The 18,983-nt window shown below is 37.8% G+C and carries 18 protein-coding genes; 12 read left to right on the top strand and 6 right to left on the bottom strand.

The window, feature by feature from the left end; translation table 11 throughout:
- Positions 1 to 7 precede the first annotated feature (7 nt).
- A complete protein-coding gene (locus IEX65_RS23210; protein ID WP_188769857.1) occupies positions 8 to 517 on the top strand; it encodes a hypothetical protein in 510 nt (169 codons plus the stop codon).
- Positions 518 to 519: 2 nt separating this feature from the next.
- Here IEX65_RS23210 and IEX65_RS23205 read toward each other — a convergent pair whose 3' ends face one another.
- The 3 genes from IEX65_RS23205 to IEX65_RS23195 form a co-directional block, all read right to left on the bottom strand.
- Positions 520 to 2,286, bottom strand: coding sequence for a CocE/NonD family hydrolase (locus IEX65_RS23205; protein WP_188769854.1), 1,767 nt, complete (start codon positions 2,284 to 2,286; stop codon positions 520 to 522).
- 64 nt (positions 2,287 to 2,350) lie between these two features.
- Positions 2,351 to 3,379 (bottom strand): dipeptide epimerase, encoded by a 1,029-nt coding sequence (locus IEX65_RS23200; RefSeq protein WP_188769853.1) that lies wholly within the window; start codon positions 3,377 to 3,379, stop codon positions 2,351 to 2,353.
- 123 nt (positions 3,380 to 3,502) lie between these two features.
- Complete coding sequence (locus IEX65_RS23195; RefSeq protein WP_188769849.1) at positions 3,503 to 4,210, bottom strand: 2-phosphosulfolactate phosphatase; 708 nt, start codon at positions 4,208 to 4,210, stop codon at positions 3,503 to 3,505.
- Between the two features lie 280 nt (positions 4,211 to 4,490).
- On the opposite strand from IEX65_RS23195, the gene atpA reads away from it, so the two are divergent.
- The 4 genes from atpA (at position 4,491) to IEX65_RS23175 (ending at position 7,807) form a co-directional block, all read left to right on the top strand.
- The gene (gene atpA, locus IEX65_RS23190; RefSeq protein ID WP_188769847.1) at positions 4,491 to 6,068 is read left to right on the top strand and encodes a F0F1 ATP synthase subunit alpha; all 1,578 of its coding nucleotides are present in this window, start codon (positions 4,491 to 4,493) and stop codon (positions 6,066 to 6,068) included.
- A 101-nt stretch (positions 6,069 to 6,169) separates the two neighbouring features.
- On the top strand, positions 6,170 to 7,054 hold the full coding sequence (gene atpG, locus IEX65_RS23185; protein ID WP_188769845.1) for an ATP synthase F1 subunit gamma: 885 nt from the start codon (positions 6,170 to 6,172) through the stop codon (positions 7,052 to 7,054).
- A gap of 142 nt (positions 7,055 to 7,196) precedes the next feature.
- Positions 7,197 to 7,436, top strand: coding sequence for a hypothetical protein (locus tag IEX65_RS23180; protein ID WP_188769843.1), 240 nt, complete (start codon positions 7,197 to 7,199; stop codon positions 7,434 to 7,436).
- Positions 7,415 to 7,807: a type II toxin-antitoxin system VapC family toxin gene (locus tag IEX65_RS23175; protein ID WP_188769840.1), complete on the top strand. Its 393-nt coding sequence runs from the start codon at positions 7,415 to 7,417 to the stop codon at positions 7,805 to 7,807. The genes IEX65_RS23180 and IEX65_RS23175 overlap by 22 nt, the downstream gene beginning before the upstream one ends.
- Before the next feature lie 14 nt (positions 7,808 to 7,821).
- Here IEX65_RS23175 and IEX65_RS23170 read toward each other — a convergent pair whose 3' ends face one another.
- From IEX65_RS23170 to IEX65_RS23160, 3 genes are all read right to left on the bottom strand, one after another.
- Entirely contained in the window at positions 7,822 to 8,691 is an 870-nt protein-coding gene (locus tag IEX65_RS23170) for a hypothetical protein (RefSeq protein WP_229250852.1), read from the bottom strand.
- Positions 8,692 to 8,701: 10 nt separating this feature from the next.
- Positions 8,702 to 9,622, bottom strand: a complete 921-nt coding sequence (locus IEX65_RS23165) for a hypothetical protein (RefSeq protein ID WP_188769838.1) — start codon at positions 9,620 to 9,622, stop codon at positions 8,702 to 8,704.
- A gap of 133 nt (positions 9,623 to 9,755) precedes the next feature.
- Positions 9,756 to 10,661, bottom strand: coding sequence for a DMT family transporter (locus IEX65_RS23160; protein ID WP_188769836.1), 906 nt, complete (start codon positions 10,659 to 10,661; stop codon positions 9,756 to 9,758).
- A gap of 270 nt (positions 10,662 to 10,931) precedes the next feature.
- On the opposite strand from IEX65_RS23160, the gene IEX65_RS23155 reads away from it, so the two are divergent.
- From IEX65_RS23155 to IEX65_RS23125, 7 genes are all read left to right on the top strand, one after another.
- Positions 10,932 to 12,722, top strand: a complete 1,791-nt coding sequence (locus IEX65_RS23155; protein ID WP_374757863.1) for a glycosyltransferase family protein — start codon at positions 10,932 to 10,934, stop codon at positions 12,720 to 12,722.
- Positions 12,723 to 12,916: 194 nt separating this feature from the next.
- A complete protein-coding gene (gene plsY / locus IEX65_RS23150; RefSeq protein WP_229250850.1) occupies positions 12,917 to 13,528 on the top strand; it encodes a glycerol-3-phosphate 1-O-acyltransferase PlsY in 612 nt (203 codons plus the stop codon).
- 59 nt (positions 13,529 to 13,587) lie between these two features.
- Entirely contained in the window at positions 13,588 to 14,127 is a 540-nt protein-coding gene (locus IEX65_RS23145) for a sigma-70 family RNA polymerase sigma factor (protein ID WP_188769831.1), read from the top strand.
- A 74-nt stretch (positions 14,128 to 14,201) separates the two neighbouring features.
- The gene (locus tag IEX65_RS23140; protein ID WP_188769829.1) at positions 14,202 to 15,083 is read left to right on the top strand and encodes a PhzF family protein; all 882 of its coding nucleotides are present in this window, start codon (positions 14,202 to 14,204) and stop codon (positions 15,081 to 15,083) included.
- Positions 15,084 to 15,178: 95 nt separating this feature from the next.
- Positions 15,179 to 16,558 (top strand): dipeptidase, encoded by a 1,380-nt coding sequence (locus IEX65_RS23135; protein ID WP_188769826.1) that lies wholly within the window; start codon positions 15,179 to 15,181, stop codon positions 16,556 to 16,558.
- Between the two features lie 13 nt (positions 16,559 to 16,571).
- Positions 16,572 to 17,252, top strand: a complete 681-nt coding sequence (locus IEX65_RS23130) for a hypothetical protein (RefSeq protein ID WP_188769825.1) — start codon at positions 16,572 to 16,574, stop codon at positions 17,250 to 17,252.
- A gap of 278 nt (positions 17,253 to 17,530) precedes the next feature.
- Positions 17,531 to 18,907, top strand: a complete 1,377-nt coding sequence (locus IEX65_RS23125) for an FAD-binding oxidoreductase (RefSeq protein ID WP_188769823.1) — start codon at positions 17,531 to 17,533, stop codon at positions 18,905 to 18,907.
- The last annotated feature ends 76 nt before the right edge of the window (positions 18,908 to 18,983 follow it).

Raw genomic sequence — 18,983 nt, 5'->3', positions numbered from 1 at the left:
AATTACGATGAAAAAGGTTTCAGGATTTCTCATATTGATTGCAATAGGCTCATTAATAGGTTGTTATAAAGAAACAACATTTGATGTAAAACCCAACATTGAGTTTAAAACTTTGAAAAAAGAAATCAGAATCGACCAATTTGCCGGTTCAAAGAAAGATTCTGTTATCCTGACCATTAAGTTTCAGGATGGTGACGGAGATTTAGGCTTAAACGAAAAAGAAAAAGCCGCTGCTGAGGTAAAAAATGATTACAACTATATTATCAGAATATTCCGTAAAAAGAAAGGTGTTTTTACGGAATTTATACCTTCTGTGCCTTATTCAGGTTATTTTCCTCGTCTCAAAACCGATGGAAAAGTTGGTCCAATCGAAGGTACGATTGACTATTCGATAGATTTCCCTCAGCCTTTTACGCCCGTAAAAGATTCGTTGAAGTTTCAAGTAACTATCAAAGACCGAGCAGGAAACATTAGTAATACCGCCGAGTCAAGTGTGATTGTATTAAATGAGTTTTAAAGCTACTTTTTTACAATCGGTAAAATGATTCTACTTTGAAACTTTGCATCATGATGAATATTGATGTGGGCAATCTTTGAGTCTTTTGCCGTTTCTGCACTCACATTTCCACCACTATTATAGTTTTTCTGATTTTCAGGCAGGTTATTGGTTTCGATGATAAGTCGTAAGCGACTCGATTTTGCTATCTTTTTTGAAAAAAAGCGAAAATCGTCAAACACACATTCATAGACCTTGCCTGCTTGCATCAACGTTTCTTGTTCGAGAGATTCACGGTATCGAAGCCTTAATTGGTCAGAAGTCAGGTATATCGCTTCTCCTTTAGTGGTAAGTTCATATAACGAAATCATCAAATCGGTGTCTGGAACATCGGCTGAAATGTATAGTTTTACTTCAACACCTCCCGATATTTCAGTCGAATCTTCAAAAGGTGCAGAATGATAAATTACGGCTTCATTCCCTAATCTATAGGCCGTAAATTGGTCTTTCATATAATTTGGTTCATCATTTTTCCAGCTTTCTAAACCTTTGCTTATATCAAGTGGATTATAAACAATTTTATCCATTGAAGATTTATTGGCAATATTTTCTGAAAGCTTAGCACCCGATAAAACATCATTTGCGTTACCGTCCGAATCTAAGAAAAGGCTTTTTTGATGGGTTGCTATTTTTTCAAGACTTTCTACATACTTCCATTTTTCATCTCCCATCACATAATAAGCTACTTTGTCTTTTAAGAAACTTGGTTTTGGGCCATTTTTCATAGTATATTCATACCATTCTTTGTGTAGCTTATTCATATCCAACATGCTTTCTTTACCAAACTTTAGCCCTCCAAATGCTTCTTTCGGAGTACGAGTACCAGGGTGGTCATAAGGCCCAATGATTAAGAAATGCTTATTTTTTGCTTCGGTTGAAGCATATTTCATAAAGTTTTCATAAAATGTTAATGCACCCTGTTGGTCTGCATCATAATGTCCTGTGATGGTTAATATCGGAATATTCATTTTCTGATAATCCTCTATTTTAGGATTCATACTTTTCCAGTAATCATCATAGGTTGGATGAGCGAGCCAAGTCTGAAATACAGTGGTTTCATTGCCTACAATTTTATCCAGCTGCTCGAATGGTAAGTGTTTTTGGTACATATCAGCGTACTTATTCGACCAAAAACTATCATCTCCAAAAATAGTGTTGTTTCCTGTTTTTCCACTGGTATAAGTTAGCCATGCAATCATGTACGACATGAAAATGTTATTCGGGTTTGGATAGTCAATTCCTGGAAATACAGACGCCCCAGGTACTATGGTGGAGAGATGCGGAGGAAATTCTTTTGCAGTAGCCCATTGATTATAGCCTGAGTATGACCCGCCCCACATCGCAACTTTCTCGTTGCAATACGGTTGCTTGGCAAAGTATTCTACTAAATCATATCCGTCTTTTGCTTCTTGAATAAAAGGATTAAAGTTGCCCTCTGAGTTGCCCCTCCCCCTGCAATCAACAATGGCATAGACAAAACCATTTTCAGCAAAATACTTGCCCCTTGCATGGTAGCCGTCACTTATGTAAGGAGTTAAACAAATGATAACAGGTTGTTTTTCTTTCAAATCTTTTGGTAAATAAAGCGTTGCATTTAGCTTTACTCCATCACGCATAGGTATTTTTTCGCCCCATTTGAGGTCATACTTTATAAAGTTTTGTGAAAAAACTAACTGTGTACTTATTTGTATAATCACAAATAGCATCAATGATTTGATAACGACTCTCATCGAATTAATAGGTTTTTAAAGAGTTTTGCAAAAGTTAGAATACAAGTTGTTAATTATTAGTGCTTTATGATGCGTTTGGCGTGTTGAGTAAAACGGCCCCTGTTCCATTTACTTTCGGATAAACTGGCTTTCCTTTGTCAAGGTAAACCCCCGTTGCAGGGTCGTTTGAAATCAGAATCGAGCCATCCATATCTACATAATCAAGCAAAGGTGCAAGTTGCCCAATTGCCGAAATACCAATGCTTGTTTCGGTCATGCAGCCACACATTACTTGTAAGCCAAGACTGCGGGCTTCGGCAATCATGCGTAAGGCTGGCGTGATTCCGCCGCACTTTGCCAATTTTACATTCACACCGTCAAATTTTCCAACGCATTTTTTTACATCTGCTTCTACTATACAACTTTCGTCGGCGATGAGAGGCAATACCGAACCTGCCATTACTTCCAGCATTGGCTCGTAATCGTCTTTTTGCATGGGTTGTTCGATAAACTCAACGCCCAATTCGGCAAAAGCCTTTGAGTTTTCAATCGTTTCTTCTACTCCCCAAGCACAGTTGGCATCAACTCTAAAAAGTGCATCAGTGTGTTTGCGGAGTTCACGGACAATCTCTACATCGTGGTCGGTACCAAGCTTGATTTTGTATATCGGGAAATCAAATTCTTGCATTTTTTCAACCATTTTCTCAATGGTATCAATGCCAATCGTATAGTTGGAATAGGGTGCTTTCTTGGTGTCGAGTCCCCAAATTTCGTAAAGAGGTTTGCCTTGTTTTTTGCCCCATAAATCCCACGCAGCCATGTCTAACGCACAATGAGCAAACGAATCATCTTTCAAATACGGATACATAAATGCCCAAAAATCTTCGGGACTTTGCAAATCGTAATTTTCGATAATGCTCTGATATTCAGCGAGTTTGTCTCTCATGCCTTCGGCAGTAACACCATAATAAGGAATCGGAGTCGCTTCTCCGTAACCACTGAGGTCGCCATCTTGAAGTTCTACGATGAAGGCATCAATATCGTCTCGCGAGCCATGTGCAATCGTAAATGTGTGCCGCATTTGCAGCGTAAGGATATGGAATTTTAGTTTCATTTTGATGAAGGTCGTTTGTTTATGCCGAGTAATAAAGTTTCCCCTCCTTTCAAAGGAGGGGAAATCTTGTTCTCGCATTTTTTACTTTTCTATTTATCTCTCATTATTCTCAAAGACAAAATCCTACATATTCACCAACTCATTCCCACGTAGCACAGGCACCACATCATACAAATCACGTTGTAAGCAATAGCTAATATCTTTGTTGATGCCCAAGCGTTGCAAACGACGAATGTGCGATGAATTTGCTAAATAACCCAACATATCATCTTTGGCTTGTTGATATAGTCTCATAGACATAATTGCACTATCTTCAGCCACAAAATATTCGTTTTGCACCGCATCTACCAAAGCACCTGCAAAGAGTGTATCTTCCAAATTCGTGCGACCTTTCCAACCAGCACAAAGCACCAATACATCGTAGGGTTGAGTTTTTAGGTATTCAACAATCGCATTTAGATTTAAGAATGCACCCACCAAAACTTTTACGGCCGAACTTTTAGCTTTTGAAATTGAGTAAGTACCGTTAGTAGTCGTCATTGCTATTTTTTCGCCGATGAGTTTTTCATCCATATAGCTAAACGGCGAGTTATCAAGTTCAAATCCATCAACTTTTTGAGCATTACGTTCGGCCGCTGCAATAAAACCTTTGGCTTGTAGAGCTTGGCATTCTTCTACGGTTTCGACAGGAATGATGGCTTTTACACCATAGGCAAAGCCCGTAACCATACAAGATGTAGCTCTGAAAATATCGGTGACAATCACAATCGTGTTGTCAATATTATGAAGGTGTAGTAAATCGGGAGTTAGGCAAACATCAATATTTTTCATCTTTAAAATAGCAAAAACCGCTTCGGTTTTGAATAAGTTAATTTTCGGCAAAGATGCCAAAAAAAGCTCTTAAAATTGACAACTTTTGCAAAGTTGTCAATTTTTTATCCAAAAGCTTGCTCTTAGGCTGCCAAATTCTAAAAATAATCCTACATTTTTAATCTTTTTTTAAGCAAAATATCGGAATTGTGAAAATCGTATCGTAATTTTGCACCCGAAAAAGCAAGAGTACAGCACACGTTTTTTCAAAATTACATTCAAAACTCATCAAAAAAATTATATGGCATCAGTTAGACCAGACGAAGTTTCGGCAATCCTGCGTGAGCAATTGGCAGGTGCAAGAACCGAAGCCGAACTCGAAGAAGTTGGTACAGTGCTACAAATCGGCGACGGTGTAGCACGTATATACGGTTTATCAAAAGTTCAAGCCGGTGAATTGCTGGCATTTGAAAACGGCTTAAAAGCCTTAGCACTTAACCTCGAAGAAGACAACGTAGGTGCGGTATTATTAGGCGACTCGACGGGTATCAAAGAAGGAGCAACAGTAAAACGTACGGGAGAAATCGCCTCTGTAAAAGTAGGTGAAGGTATCGTAGGTCGTGTTGTAAATACTTTGGCAGAACCTATCGACGGTAATGGCCCAATTGAAGGTGAAACTTTTGAAATGCCTTTGGAGCGTAAAGCACCGGGTGTTATCTATCGTCAGCCTGTAACTGAGCCTTTGCAAACAGGTATCAAATCAATTGACGCCATGATTCCAATCGGTCGTGGACAACGTGAGTTGGTTATCGGTGACCGTCAAACTGGTAAAACAGCGGTTTGTATTGATGCCATCATCAACCAAAAAGAGTTTTACGACAAAGGCGAGCCTGTATATTGTATCTATGTAGCTTGTGGACAAAAAGCTTCTACTGTAAAAGCTGTTGAGCAAACACTTCGCAAGTATGGTGCAATGGATTACACAGTTATCGTAAATGCGGGTGCTTCTGACCCGTCTCCGATGCAATTCTTTGCTCCGTTTACGGGTGCAGCCATCGGTGAGTATTTCCGTGATACTGGTCGTCCTGCATTGGTTATCTACGATGACTTATCGAAACAAGCAGTTGCTTACCGTGAGGTATCATTGTTGCTTCGTCGTCCGCCAGGTCGTGAGGCTTACCCAGGTGACGTATTCTACTTACATAGTCGTTTGTTGGAGCGTGCTGCGAAAATCAGTTCTGATGATTCGATTGCAAGCAACATGAACGACTTACCACCTTCATTGAAAGGTAAAGTAAAAGGTGGTGGTTCATTAACAGCCCTTCCGATTATCGAAACTCAAGCGGGTGACGTTTCTGCATATATCCCGACTAACGTAATCTCAATTACTGACGGTCAAATCTTCTTGGAGTCTAACTTGTTCAACGCAGGTATTCGTCCAGCGATTAACGTAGGTATCTCGGTATCACGTGTGGGTGGTAATGCTCAAATCAAGTCAATGAAGAAAGTAGCAGGTACATTGAAACTTGACCAAGCACAATTCCGTGAATTGGAAGCGTTTGCGAAGTTCGGTTCTGACCTTGATGCTTCTACAAAATTGACTATCGACCGTGGTCGTAAAAACCAAGAGATTTTGAAGCAAGCTCAATTCTCTCCAACTCCAGTTGGTGAGCAAGTTGCAATCATCTATGCTTCAATCAATGGTGTAATGGATAAAGTTGATGTAAGCAAAGTAAAAGCGTTTGAAAACGAATTTATTTTATTATTGAAAGCTCAAAATCCAGAAGTTATCACGAAGCTTGCGGCTGGTAAATTAGATGATGACATCACGGCTATCATCAAGAAAGTTGGTAAAGAATTAGCAGAGAAATACGCTTAATACAATTAAGAATGTAGAATTGAGAATTGAGAATTGAGAATAAGGAAATATTCTACCTTCATTTTTAATTCTCAATTTTTAATTCTTAATTAATTAAAAAGATGGCTTCATTAAAAGAAGTAAGAAATAGAATTGTTTCGGTAAACTCTACAACACAGATTACCAAAGCAATGAAAATGGTATCGGCGGCGAAACTTCGTCGTGCTCAAGATGCCATTACTCAGATGCGTCCGTATGCTACTAAGTTGAATGAATTGATTTCGACGGTTTCGGCTAATACGGAGGTTGGAGCAACAAGTCCGTACACTAAGGTACGCCCAGTTGAGAATGTATTAATCATTGTTGTGACTTCGGATAGAGGTCTTTGTGGTGCTTTCAACTCAAACGTTGTGAAAGCTACATTGGCTCTTATTCAAGAAAAATATGCTTCTCAGGCTGCTAAAGGAAAAGTAGAAATCATGCCTTTAGGTAAAAAAGGTGGAGAGTCTCTACAAAAACGTGGCTTTAAAGTAAATGCTGAATACATGGATATTTTCCAACGCTTGAATTTCGCAACTGCTCGTCAGGCTGCCGAACAAGTAATGGAAGCATTTACAGAAGGTAAATACGATGTAGTTGAGATTATTTTCAACGAATTCAAAAATGCTGCTACACAGATTATTCGTGCAGAGCAAATGTTGCCTTTGGTTGAAAAGAAAAATGATAATTCAAATGCTGGTAAAACAGATTATATCTTTGAACCATCGGAAGAAGAAATTGTATTAGAATTGATGCCAAAAGCTATCAAAATGCAAGTATTTAAGGCAGTTCTTGACTCGAATGCGTCGGAACACGGAGCCAGAATGACTGCAATGGACAAAGCAACTGACAACGCTAACGAATTACTACGTACTTTGAAAATTGAGTACAACCGTAGTCGTCAGGCAGCCATTACTAACGAAATCTTGGAGATTGTTGGTGGTGCAGAAGCTTTGAAAGCACAGTAAGATTATTAGTTTCTTATATACAAAGGCGGCGATATATCGAAAGATGTATCGCCGTTTTTTGTTTACCCAAGTAAAATATCAATAAGTGGTTTGGATTTTCTATATTTGTATAATTCTTCGTAAAAGTAAACGTTTTATAATTATGGACTTACAATATCTTTCTGATACCGAAGGTAATCACACAGCTGTGGTTATACCTATTGAAGAATGGAATATGATTGTCGCAAAGCATCAGGATTTAAAGTCTTTAGAAAATCCTAAGAAGCCAAGTAAGAAGTTAAAGCCATCAAGTTTTAGAGGGGCAATTTCTCAAAAAACCGCCGATGATTTACTTCTATACTCTGAGAAAGCAAGAACAGAATGGGAAAGAAATATATCTTAGACACAAATGCAATAATCGACTTTGTGGGAGATAAACTTCCACAAGCGGCAGCTTTTGAGATGGATAAAATAATTGATATTGAGCTGAATATCTCTATTATCGTAAAGATAGAGGTGTTAGGTTTTAATGGAGACCCTCTTGAAATGCAAAAGATTGCCGACTTCTTGATGTATGCTAATATTCTATATGTAGATGATATTGTTGCCGATAAAGCAATTCATCTCCGCAAAACCTATAAAAAACTGAAGTTAGGAGATGCCCTAATTGCTGCAACCGCATTAGTGTACGATTTGGTCATATTAACAAGAAATACAAAAGATTTCCAAAACATAACCAATCTTGAATACATCAATCCTCATGAGTTGGGCTAAATAAAATCTTTGCTTTACAACTCTTGCACACTCATTACGCCCAAATTCTCAAATAATTTCGACCAATAAAATGTAATTGTTGGATTATTTTCTTTGATTGAACTTGTTGGTTCGAATGGTAAAATCATCGAAACATCGGGGCCATTTAAGGCTAAATCTTTATATTTTTCGGCATCTGCTTTTGCCCATGCTTCGGCTTCCGAATCGTCTTTTGGTGGTTTTATCTGAAAATCTCGGCCATTTTTTACACTTTCAACCATATCACTTAAATAATATACCTTTACAACCGCTCCCGATTCTGAGGCTTTGGCAATTACTGGAATACTTGCCAAGATATTTGTTTCTCGATTAGAAGCATTATCGTTTTGAGCATTGAGGCGTGCCAACGCTTGTTTGATTACGAAGGTGCGTTCTTTTCTGATAGATAAGTCGTACGAAGTCTTGATAGCCTCTAAGTCGGTTGCATTCATGCCTTCGGTGTCTTCCATTTCGGTGCGGCAGGTGAGCGACAAACAACGCCCTTTGGCAGTATTTTCGTGAATGTAATAAATCTCAAATTTATCGCCCGATTTCCTTACGTTCTCTTCGATAATGCTATTGAGTGCCTGTTGGTATTTTTGAGCCACAAAAGGCTTTGATACATCAACACTGGCAGTTTTATCAATGAAAATAAGCGTATGAATGGCTGGACTATCAGCTTTGTTTTCGGTTTTCTGGGCTTTTTTTTCTCCGCATGAAGCAAGAAGTGCTATTAATGATAAAGAGATAAGAAAGTAAAAGACATTGGGCTTTTTCATCAAATTACTGTTAATGGGCTGTGAGCCTAAATAAAAAATGCTTTTATCTGCGTTTTCGGTCAGACCTTCGGTGCAGACCTTATACAAAATTACACGTTCAATATTTCAACTTTAAAAGTTTTCTATAATTGGTATCAGCGGGCGTATTTTTCTCCCAATAAGCATTTTGAATGGTTGCTTTCAGGATTGCTCTCGACGTTAGTCTCTTTTTTCTTACTTCATAGGTATCTTCCCAGCCTATAATTTGGTGTGGAAATCCTTTCTCGAAAATGATTCTTAAATCTCGTTTACTTTCAGGGAATCTGATTTGATAATCCATCAAATCTTTGCCTTTAAATGTCGAGTCGCCTTTATAGGGTTCGAGATTAATTTGTGTCATTTCGGCTAATACTTTTTTATGACGCAAACGCAACGATGTCATGCTCGGAACCAACAAAACATTACCTTTGGGCAGTTGTTCGATGGGTAATAATCTGATTTTTGTCCAAAGCTCGTCTTCGAGCATGGCATAATCAATGTGACATTCTTCCGAAACCTCATCTTCAAAATACGATTTACCCAGCACTTGATAGCCGTTCTGATGATAATTGAGTTGTAAAAAACTCTGTCCACACCACTCTTGGTTGGTGTTCGTTACTTTGAGCGTTGCAGGGAATGTATTGGTCTGTACGGGCGTAAAAACTGATGTGTACATCGAATAATCGTAAATACCCGTGATAAACTTTTTAATAAAATTGAGTTTCAGCACAGGCGTGGCATTCTCTTTAGAATCTGACTCTAATTTTACTTGTTTATCCAGACGAAAATCTTCACTTACAAATACCATGATGGCTTCACCTTGATTCAACTTGCCGTATTGGGCTTGCTGTAAACCATAGCTACTGATTTCGGCTTTATTCGAAAACCAGTATTTTCTAAACTCCTGTGTATCAGATAATTGTATTGTTTTTTTTTCGTTTTCGTTACTACAAGCAGTTATCGTAAATAATAGGCTAAAAATTATAATGTAATACTTCATTCTTTGGGGTTATATTGCTAATAATCTTTCAAAATTAATCAAATTGTGTGGTAATTATATAATGATTGAATGTTAATGATTAGTTATTAAGTGGATTCATGATAAGTTCTTATATGTATTGACCTCTCAATGTTTACTTTTTACCTTTCCAACTAATCAAAAATACGCCGATTAAGACGAAAACCGTTCCGATGATTTGTTCGAGCCAGATGTTTTCGCCCAAAAATGCCGTTGCCAGAAAAATCGTGAAAATCGGTCCAATACTCGCAATTATCGAAGCATTGCCCGAGCCCACGTGTTTTATTCCCTCTGATAACATAAATGTTGGCAAAACTGTTGAGAAAACGGCCATCGACATCGAAATGATATAAACAGGTATCGGAAAATTAAAAATATCAAGTCTATTTTCGATATAACAATGAATGAGCGTGGGGAAAAGTGCCGAAATAATGACCCACGAAGTAAAACGGGTTGTGCCGAGTTTGGCAATGAGACCATCGCTACTAATGAGATAAAAAGCATAAGTAAATCCGCTTAGAATCACCCAAAAAGCTCCTAAACCGATGTTTTTCTGCTGATGAGCGTCAAAGTTTTTCAAGAATGCCAACACGATTCCGAGATACGTAATACCAAGAGCTAACCATTGTAGGTGAGTGATTCGTTTTTTTAGCAAAATCGCTCGCAGAATCAGGACAAAAGTTGGATAGACAAAGAGTAAAATCCGTTCTAAACTGGCCGTGATATAATTTAGACCCAAGAGGTTGAAATACGCCGAAACATAATAGCCCACAAACCCAACCGCAAAGAGTTTTAGCCACGTAATCGTTGGTACTTGTGGGTGAGATTCTTCTTGGATTCTTTTCCGAGATAAAATGAAAATATAGAACGGCACCGAAAACAAAAATCGAAGCGAAAGCAACGAAATAGTGTCAATGCCGTACTCGTAGGCCGATTTGATGAAGATTCCTTTTAAAGCAAAACCAAACGCTGCCCCAAAGACTAATCCTGCTCCTAACCAATAATTTGAGCGTTTGGGCATAAAAAATAACCTAATATTAATAGAATGAACCGACGAATATGATAGATTTGCTATGAGAAATTTATGCAAAAAATAGCAGAAACTCTAAAAATCCACTTTTTGAATCAGTATTGTTTGAAAAGTTAAATTTTTTATTGCTATTGTTAAATTTTTTAAGCTAATTCAACCCTATGTTTTACCATTTTTTTAAGCAACATGGCAACCAAAGCAAAATTAAAGAAAGAATCAGAAGAAACCATTAGTATTAAGCCACGCGAACAAAAGAAGCCAATGTTGATGGAAATAGCTTGGGAGGTATGCAACCAAGTAGGGGGGATTTACACCGTTATTCGCTCAAAAGTACCTTCGATGGTAGAAGAGTGGGGCGAAAATTATTGCCTCGTTGGGCCATATTTCCCGAATACGGCAATGATTGAGTTTGAACCTATCGCTGACCTCGACGAATCTCCGTTTGGCAAGACTGTTAAGAAAATGCAAGAAATGGGCTTTGATGCTCATTATGGTCGTTGGCTTGTGACGGGTAAGCCAAAAATTGTATTACTTGATTTTAAAGCTCTTCTAAAAAATACTAACGATTATAAATTTAAACTGTGGGAAAGACATCAGATTTCTACACTTAATGCCGAGCCGCTCGTTGACCAAGTAATTGCTCTCGGCGAAATGATTCGTGTATTTTTAACAGAATTTGGTGAAACTTATGGCTATAAAAATGATATTGTGGCTCACTTCCACGAGTGGATGGCCGCAACAGCCTTGATAGATATTCGCACTGATAACGTGCCGATTTCAACCGTTTTCACAACTCACGCAACCATGTTGGGGCGTTATATCGCAGGAAACGAGGCTGATTTCTACGAAAAACTATCGGGATACGATTGGGATATTGAAGCCAAAAATTATGGAATCGAAGCCCAAGCGAAAATTGAACGTTTGGCTGCTCAAAAATCTCATGTACTTACGACCGTGAGTGATGTAACGGCCAAAGAATGTGAGGTGTTTTTTGGAAGAACGTGCGATTTGATTTTACCAAATGGTCTGAATGTAACTCGTTTTGCGGCTACGCACGAATTCCAAAATTTACACATGAAATACAAAGAAAAAATCCATCAGTTTGTGATGGGGCATTTCTTCCAAAGTTATTCGTGGGATTTGGATAATACACTTTATTTCTTTACTTCGGGGCGTTATGAATTCCGCAACAAAGGTTATGACCTCACGCTCGAAGCCCTCAAACGTCTCAACTTCAAACTCGTACAGGCGGGTATTGATACAACAGTTGTGATGTTTATCATCACCAAAAATCCAGTACATTCGATTGACCCCGAGGTTTTGCAGTCGAGAGCCGTAATGGAGGAGATTCGTCAGACTTGCGAATCAATCGAAAAGCAAATTGGTGAGCATCTTTTCCACGCTTCGGCATCAAACGATGACCCGAATCTACCTGATTTGAATGAATTTGTGGATGAATATTGGAGACTTCGTTTGCGTCGCACGATTCAGACTTGGAAAACCAAAAAACTACCTCATACCGTAACGCACTTGCTCAAACAACCTGATGATATTACCGATTATTTGAAAGAAACCAATTTACTCAACCACGAGCAAGACCGAGTAAAATTTGTGTATCACCCAGATTTTATTTCGCCAACCAATCCACTTTTTGGTATGGAATATAGTCAGTTTGTGCGTGGTTGTCATTTGGGCGTATTTCCGAGTTATTATGAGCCTTGGGGTTATACGCCACTTGAGTGCGTAGTACGAGGAATCCCGACCGTGACGAGTGATTTATCAGGTTTCGGAGATTTCATCATGCAATTAATGAAAGACTACGATAATGTAGGAGTTTATGTGGTCAATCGTAAGACTAAAAACTTCGATAAAGCCGCCGACCAACTGGCCGAGATTTTGTATAAATTCGTAACTATGAATCGTCGTGACCGTATCATGCAGCGTAATCGTGTTGAAAATATCTCCGAAATTTTCGACTGGACAAACCTACGTTCATACTACGATACTGCCCATGATTTAGCTCTCAAACGCAAGGGCGTAACACGTATGTAATGTCTATAAAATAGTGGTATTAATTTCTGAATTTACTGCTATTTTAGTATAGAAATGTTTGAAAATATACAATTTTAAATAAAATATAAAACACATAAGTTGCTGTTTGTCAGTATCTTATGTGTTTTTTGTTGTGGGACTAACACGAAATATCACAATTTTGTGTAATTTTGCCATCCTATCAACATCAACAAATGACCTTAATGATTTTTAGCACTATTTTCGCCTATTTAGCAGGTTCAATTCCCACAGCAGTTTGGTACGGTAAAATTTTTCATGGAGTAGATGTTCGTCAGCACGGAAGCGGAAATGCAGGGGCAACCAATTCACTTCGTACGCTTGGCAAAAAAGCCGGTATCATTGTTCTTATCGTCGATTTTTTGAAGGGTTTTTTAGCCGTAAAAGCCGCATGTCTTTTTTCAACCGAAACAGATAGCATTTTGCCTCTAATCATGGGTTTAGCCGTGATTGCTGGACATATTTTTCCGATTTTTGCACAATTTAGAGGCGGTAAAGGCGTGGCTACTGCAATGGGCGTTTTGGTGGCCACTTTTCCTTGGGCGGCTTTGGGTTGTATGGTAGTTTTTATGATTATTGTATTTGCTACCAAATATGTGTCGTTGGGGTCGATTCTCGGAGCATTGGCTTTTCCGATTCAGTTGACTTTCAATCTGTGGAATGATTATGCCGATAAATATGCCATTGGTTTTGCTTGGCTGATATTCATTATTTTAGCGGTTATGCACCGCCAGAATATTCAACGCCTACTCAAAGGAACTGAAAGTAAGTTTGGTGCGAAGAAATAAAATTTGACAATAAAAATCTTACAAAATTTTGTTGAATTACAATAAATAGTCTAAGTAGTATGAACAAGGTTGTTGAAGAAATATGGATAGATTTACACCAAGAGTTGAAAAACTTTATTAGGAATAAAGTAAAAAATATTGATGACAGTAATGATATTCTTCAAGAAGTTTTTCTGAAAATTCATTTGAATATCCATCGGCTTAACGATTATACTAAGCTTACTTCTTGGGTATATCAAATAACAAGAAATGCTATTGCTGACCATTTTCGTGAAAACAAACCAAGTTTTCAAATTGAAGATTTGGATTTTCCTGAGCAAGCTTACGAAGAACCCCTATATCAGGCATTAAGTAGTTGTATCAATCTTAAAATTAGTCTTTTGCCCGAAAAATATAAAAAATCTATTTTATTGACTTCTTTTCAAAACTTTTCACAAATAGAGTTAGCAGAAAACTTGAATATTTCTCATTCTGGTGCAAAATCAAGAGTACAAAGAGCAAAAAATCAATTAAAGAGCCTTATTTTGGACTGCAAGAACGTTGAAACTGATACCAATGACAATATCATCGGCTATAAATCTCCTTCAGAATTTATATAGTATTTTGCGTCTTTTATATACTATAATCGTCTATTGATTGTAAATATTTTTTAACAATCAAATTAGATTTCAAGATGAATAATTTTCAAAAAATAGAAGTTCAAATTCTGAGTGCTTTTATTGATGGTGAAGATGGAGGGAATCCAGCGGGAGTGGTATTAGATGCTGATAATCTAACAAATGACCAAAAACTAAAAATTGCCGCCAAAGTCGGTTTATCTGAGACTGCTTTTGTTTCAAAATCACAAGTAGCAGATTTTAAGCTTGATTTCTTTACGCCTACTCGACAAATTGCCCATTGTGGTCATGCAACAATCGCAACTTTTTCATATCTATCAAAGTTAGGAAAGATAAAAAGTCAATATTCTTCAAAAGAAACCATTGATGGGGTAAGGGAGATTTTAATACAAAATGATTGGGCTTTTATGGAGCAGCGAACTCCCAAATATATTGATATTCGGGAGAAACAAGATGCTATATTAAAGTCATTATATTTGACTAAAAATGATTTGTTGGAGAATGCTCCTATTTCTATTGTTAATACTGGAAACTCTTTTGCCATCATACCAGTAGCAAACCCAGAAATATTAAAAAATATCAAGCCAGACTTTGATAATATCAATAAAATAAGTGAAGAATTAGACTTAATAGGCTACTATGTTTTCTGCACCCAAACTGGTAATGTTGAAAGAGAAGCAGAAACCAGAATGTTTGGTCCAAGATACGGAATAGAAGAAGAAGCTGGTACTGGAATGGCGGCAGGCCCACTGGCATTTTATCTTTATGATAAATTTGAATTGAAGAAAGAACGAATTTTAATTCAACAAGGGCGGTTTATGGAAAAACCCTCACCATCTTTAATTATAGTAGATTTGATTATAAAAAATGGGCAGGTAGAGAAAATTATGGCAGGTGGAAAAGGGGTATTAAATAAAACGTTGATTGTTGAAATATAAAAAGACTTCCTATAATCTGAATTTTGAAATGAAATAAGATTTACTTTTGGGGTAGATTTATAAATAATCGAATATTTTAGCATTTCTTGGATATAATGAACACTTACATCGAACAAAATAAAGACCGTTTTTTAGACGAACTTTTTGATTTTCTTAGAATTCCGTCAGTGAGTGCCGACTCAAAGTTTCAGCCAGATATGCTTCGTGCGGCTGAATTCGTAAAAGAAAAATTATTGGCTGCTGGCCTCGATAAAGCGGAGATTTGCCCAACCGCAGGCCACCCAATTGTATATGCCGAGAAGATTGTAGATGCATCATTACCAACGATTTTGGTTTATGGACACTATGATGTGCAACCTGCCGACCCTTACGAATTGTGGGACTCTCCACCTTTTGAACCAACCATTAAAGTAACGAAAAATCACCCCGACGGAGCAATTTTTGCCCGTGGCTCGTGCGACGATAAAGGACAAATCTATATGCACGTAAAAGCAATAGAAATGATGTTGGCACAAGGAGGTTTGCCGTGTAATGTAAAAATAATGTTTGAGGGCGAAGAAGAAGTAGGTTCTGAAAACTTAGGTGTGTTTGTAAAAGCAAACAAAGAAAAACTCGCCGCCGATTTGATTTTGATTTCTGATACTTCAATCATAGCTAACGATATTCCTTCGGTAGAAACTGGCTTGCGTGGACTGACTTACATGGAAGTTGCCGTTACCGGCCCGAACCGTGATTTACACTCAGGCGTTTACGGTGGAGCAGTAGCAAACCCTGTAAATGTACTTTGTCAAATGATTGCCTCGATGCACGATGCTGATGGAAAAGTAACAATCAAAGGTTTTTACGATAAAGTTGCCGAACTATCGCAAGCGGAGCGTGATGATTTAGAGTCAGCACCGTTCGATTTAGAAGAATATAAAAAAGACCTTGATATTGCCGAAGTTGCGGGCGAAAAAGGCTATACTACTCGTGAGCGTGCAAGCATCCGCCCGACGCTTGATGTCAATGGTATTTGGGGTGGCTATACAGGCGAAGGTTCAAAAACAGTATTGCCATCAAAGGCATTTGCTAAGATTTCGATGCGACTCGTACCTGACCAAGATTGGGAAGAAATTGCAGATTTGTTTGAAGCACACTTCAAAGCTATTGCTCCACCAACGGTGAAGGTTGAAGTGACTCGCCACCACGGTGGACAACCTTACGTAACGCCGACAGATTCGGCTGGTTATAAGGCCGCAGTTCTGGCTTTGGAAGAAGCTTTTGGCAAGAAGCCAGTTCCAACAAGAGGTGGTGGAAGTATTCCGATTGTGGCTTTATTTGAGCAAGAATTAGGTCTGAAATCAATCCTTTTGGGCTTTGGTTTAGATTCGGATGCCCTACATTCACCCAATGAGCATTATGGTTTGTTTAATTTCTTTAAGGGAATCGAAACCATTCCTTTATTTTTCAAGCATTATGCTGAATTGATGAAGTAAAAAGGAGACAAGTATGTTTAAAATCCAATTACTTTTAATCTTATTGATTCCTGCTCAAATGTTTGGACAATATGAATTTAAGATAGATGGTCAAAATTTTAATATTCCCAGTAGTGTGACTAAAAAAAAGCATATTGCTTTTGAAAATGAATGTTATCAACCAATTTATAAATTTAAAGAAAACGAAAAAGTTGCAAGCATTGGGGCTGGTTGGGGTATAAATGAAATTATATATTCATTAGAGTCTCCCAAACTTTACTTTTACCTTGAAGATATCAATGCTCAGTTTTTAAACGTCAGCTTATTAGAAAAAGAAATTTTCTTGCTTCAGAATAGATACGGAAAGCAAACAAAATCAGAGTTTAGGATTTATATAGGAGATAGCATTTCAACCAAACTACCTAAAATATTATTTGATAAAATTTTGATTGAAAACTCTTTACATGAATTCTCGAACTCCTATGAAATGTTGTGTGATATTGAACAAAAACTTTCAAATAACGGGAGCCTATTTGTTTCTGAGTATATTTCGAGCAAACCTAACAAAAGGCATAAAGGGTGCGGAAAACCAATGTTTTTAGAGTCAGAGTTAATAAATTTATTTACCAAACATAACCTTATACTTTTTAAAAAATACCAGCCATATCTTAAAAAAGAAGATTTTATTGTTTTTGAATTTAGAAAGAAAATGTAAAAAAGGAGATAGTTTTAGTGATAAACATCGACTCTAAATTCATAAATGACAAACCCGTTTTTAGTATAATTAAAAGTAACTATTAAAACAGATTTTAATTAGCTTGGAATGGTTATATTGGTGCTTTTTTTCTTTCATCATAAGGAAAAATATTAGATGTTTTAAAGAAGAGACAGACATAGACACAAGCTTTTCGCTCAAAGATAGAAATGTTTGCAAAGACTCTTATAAAGTATCTTATAAAGTCTCTTGGTTCTATATAATTATATTAACACAATATGGAAAAACGATTCAATCAGTCGGTTTTTGAAGAACTAAAAAGCCTATTGCAAGACCGTGTAACGAGCGAAACAAACATCCGAAACGAACACGGTGTTGGTTACAGCTACCATGCCTGTACACCGCCTGATTGTGTAGTTTTTCCTAAAAATACCCAAGAAATTGCCGAAATCGTAAAGATTTGTGCCAATCACAAAACTCCGATTATTCCTTTTGGAGCAGGCACTTCGGTCGAAGGACATGTTTTAGCTCTCGAAGGAGGTGTTTGTGTTGATTTAAGCAAGATGAATCATATCATCGAAATCAATACTGATGATATGTACGTAACCGTAGAATCGGGTGTAACTCGCAACCAAATTGATGAAGCTTTAGAAGGAAGTGGCTTTTTCTTTCCGATTGGGCCTGGAGTAAACGCAACTTTAGGTGGTATGGCCAGCACCAGAGCATCGGGAACAAATGCGGTGCGTTATGGCACAATGAAAGATAACGTGCTGACACTCACAGCAGTTTTACCGAATGGCGACGTGATTCACACAGGAAGCAAAGCCAAGAAATCATCTGCTGGCTATGACCTCACTCGATTATTGGTTGGGGCAGAAGGTACACTCGGAATCATAACTGAGCTTACGCTCAAACTTCATAGTTATCCAGAGGCTATTTTTGCGGCCGTGTGTTCGTTTCCGAGTGTTGAGTTGGCGGTAAACACTGTCATCAAAACTATCCAAAAGGGTATTCAGATGGCTAAAATTGAGCTACTCGACGACCAAATGATGCGTGCCATTAACCTATACTCTGCCCTCAATTATGCCGAAAAACCAACGCTTTTTTTAGAGTTTGGTGGTTCAAAGGTTGAGTTAGAAGAGCAGATAAGAAAGGTAGAGGAAATTGCCCATGAACACAAGGTAATTGAGTTTTTGTGGGAAAAAGGCGAAGAAAATCGCAAAAAATTATGGCGTGCCAGAACCGATGCTGCACCAGCTGCGGTGGCTTTACGAGAGGGAGGTAAATTGATGTCAACAGATGTGTGTGTGCCAATTTCAAAGCTGGCTAAGTGCATTGTTGATACTCAAGTAGATATCGCCGAAACAAATATTTTAGCACCAATTTTGGGTCACGTAGGCGATGGGAATTTTCACTTAACTATTGTGGTTGACCCTAATGATGCCAACGAAATTGAACGGGCAAAAGCTCTCAACGAAAGATTAGTAAAACGAGCCTTAGATTTTGGTGGAACTTGTACAGGTGAGCATGGAATTGGTATTGGAAAACTTCATTTTATGCAGCCCGAACACGGTGATGCACTCAATATGATGCGAACCATCAAACGAGCCATCGACCCCGATAATATCATGAATCCAGGGAAATTATTGCCTTAGAGCATAGTTTTGGGAATAATATTTTTTGTGAGGACGATATTTTTTTACTTTTGAACGAATTCATCAACTAATCAAT

The sequence above is a fragment of the Emticicia aquatilis genome (assembly GCF_014644295.1).
Lineage (GTDB): Bacteria > Bacteroidota > Bacteroidia > Cytophagales > Spirosomataceae > Emticicia > Emticicia aquatilis.
The sequence above is the reverse complement of the archived record's forward strand: the minus strand, read 5'-3'. Positions and strand labels throughout refer to the sequence as shown.

Coding starts and splice junctions, on each gene's coding strand:
- IEX65_RS23210 (WP_188769857.1), top strand. CDS start 8: ATGAAAAAGGTTTCAGGATTTCTCATATTGATTGCAATAGGCTCATTA.
- IEX65_RS23205 (WP_188769854.1), bottom strand. CDS start 2,286: ATGAGAGTCGTTATCAAATCATTGATGCTATTTGTGATTATACAAATA.
- IEX65_RS23200 (WP_188769853.1), bottom strand. CDS start 3,379: ATGAAACTAAAATTCCATATCCTTACGCTGCAAATGCGGCACACATTT.
- IEX65_RS23195 (WP_188769849.1), bottom strand. CDS start 4,210: ATGAAAAATATTGATGTTTGCCTAACTCCCGATTTACTACACCTTCAT.
- atpA (WP_188769847.1), top strand. CDS start 4,491: ATGGCATCAGTTAGACCAGACGAAGTTTCGGCAATCCTGCGTGAGCAA.
- atpG (WP_188769845.1), top strand. CDS start 6,170: ATGGCTTCATTAAAAGAAGTAAGAAATAGAATTGTTTCGGTAAACTCT.
- IEX65_RS23180 (WP_188769843.1), top strand. CDS start 7,197: ATGGACTTACAATATCTTTCTGATACCGAAGGTAATCACACAGCTGTG.
- IEX65_RS23175 (WP_188769840.1), top strand. CDS start 7,415: ATGGGAAAGAAATATATCTTAGACACAAATGCAATAATCGACTTTGTG.
- IEX65_RS23165 (WP_188769838.1), bottom strand. CDS start 9,622: ATGAAGTATTACATTATAATTTTTAGCCTATTATTTACGATAACTGCT.
- IEX65_RS23160 (WP_188769836.1), bottom strand. CDS start 10,661: ATGCCCAAACGCTCAAATTATTGGTTAGGAGCAGGATTAGTCTTTGGG.
- IEX65_RS23155 (WP_374757863.1), top strand. CDS start 10,932: ATGTTGATGGAAATAGCTTGGGAGGTATGCAACCAAGTAGGGGGGATT.
- plsY (WP_229250850.1), top strand. CDS start 12,917: ATGACCTTAATGATTTTTAGCACTATTTTCGCCTATTTAGCAGGTTCA.
- IEX65_RS23145 (WP_188769831.1), top strand. CDS start 13,588: ATGAACAAGGTTGTTGAAGAAATATGGATAGATTTACACCAAGAGTTG.
- IEX65_RS23140 (WP_188769829.1), top strand. CDS start 14,202: ATGAATAATTTTCAAAAAATAGAAGTTCAAATTCTGAGTGCTTTTATT.
- IEX65_RS23135 (WP_188769826.1), top strand. CDS start 15,179: ATGAACACTTACATCGAACAAAATAAAGACCGTTTTTTAGACGAACTT.
- IEX65_RS23130 (WP_188769825.1), top strand. CDS start 16,572: ATGTTTAAAATCCAATTACTTTTAATCTTATTGATTCCTGCTCAAATG.
- IEX65_RS23125 (WP_188769823.1), top strand. CDS start 17,531: ATGGAAAAACGATTCAATCAGTCGGTTTTTGAAGAACTAAAAAGCCTA.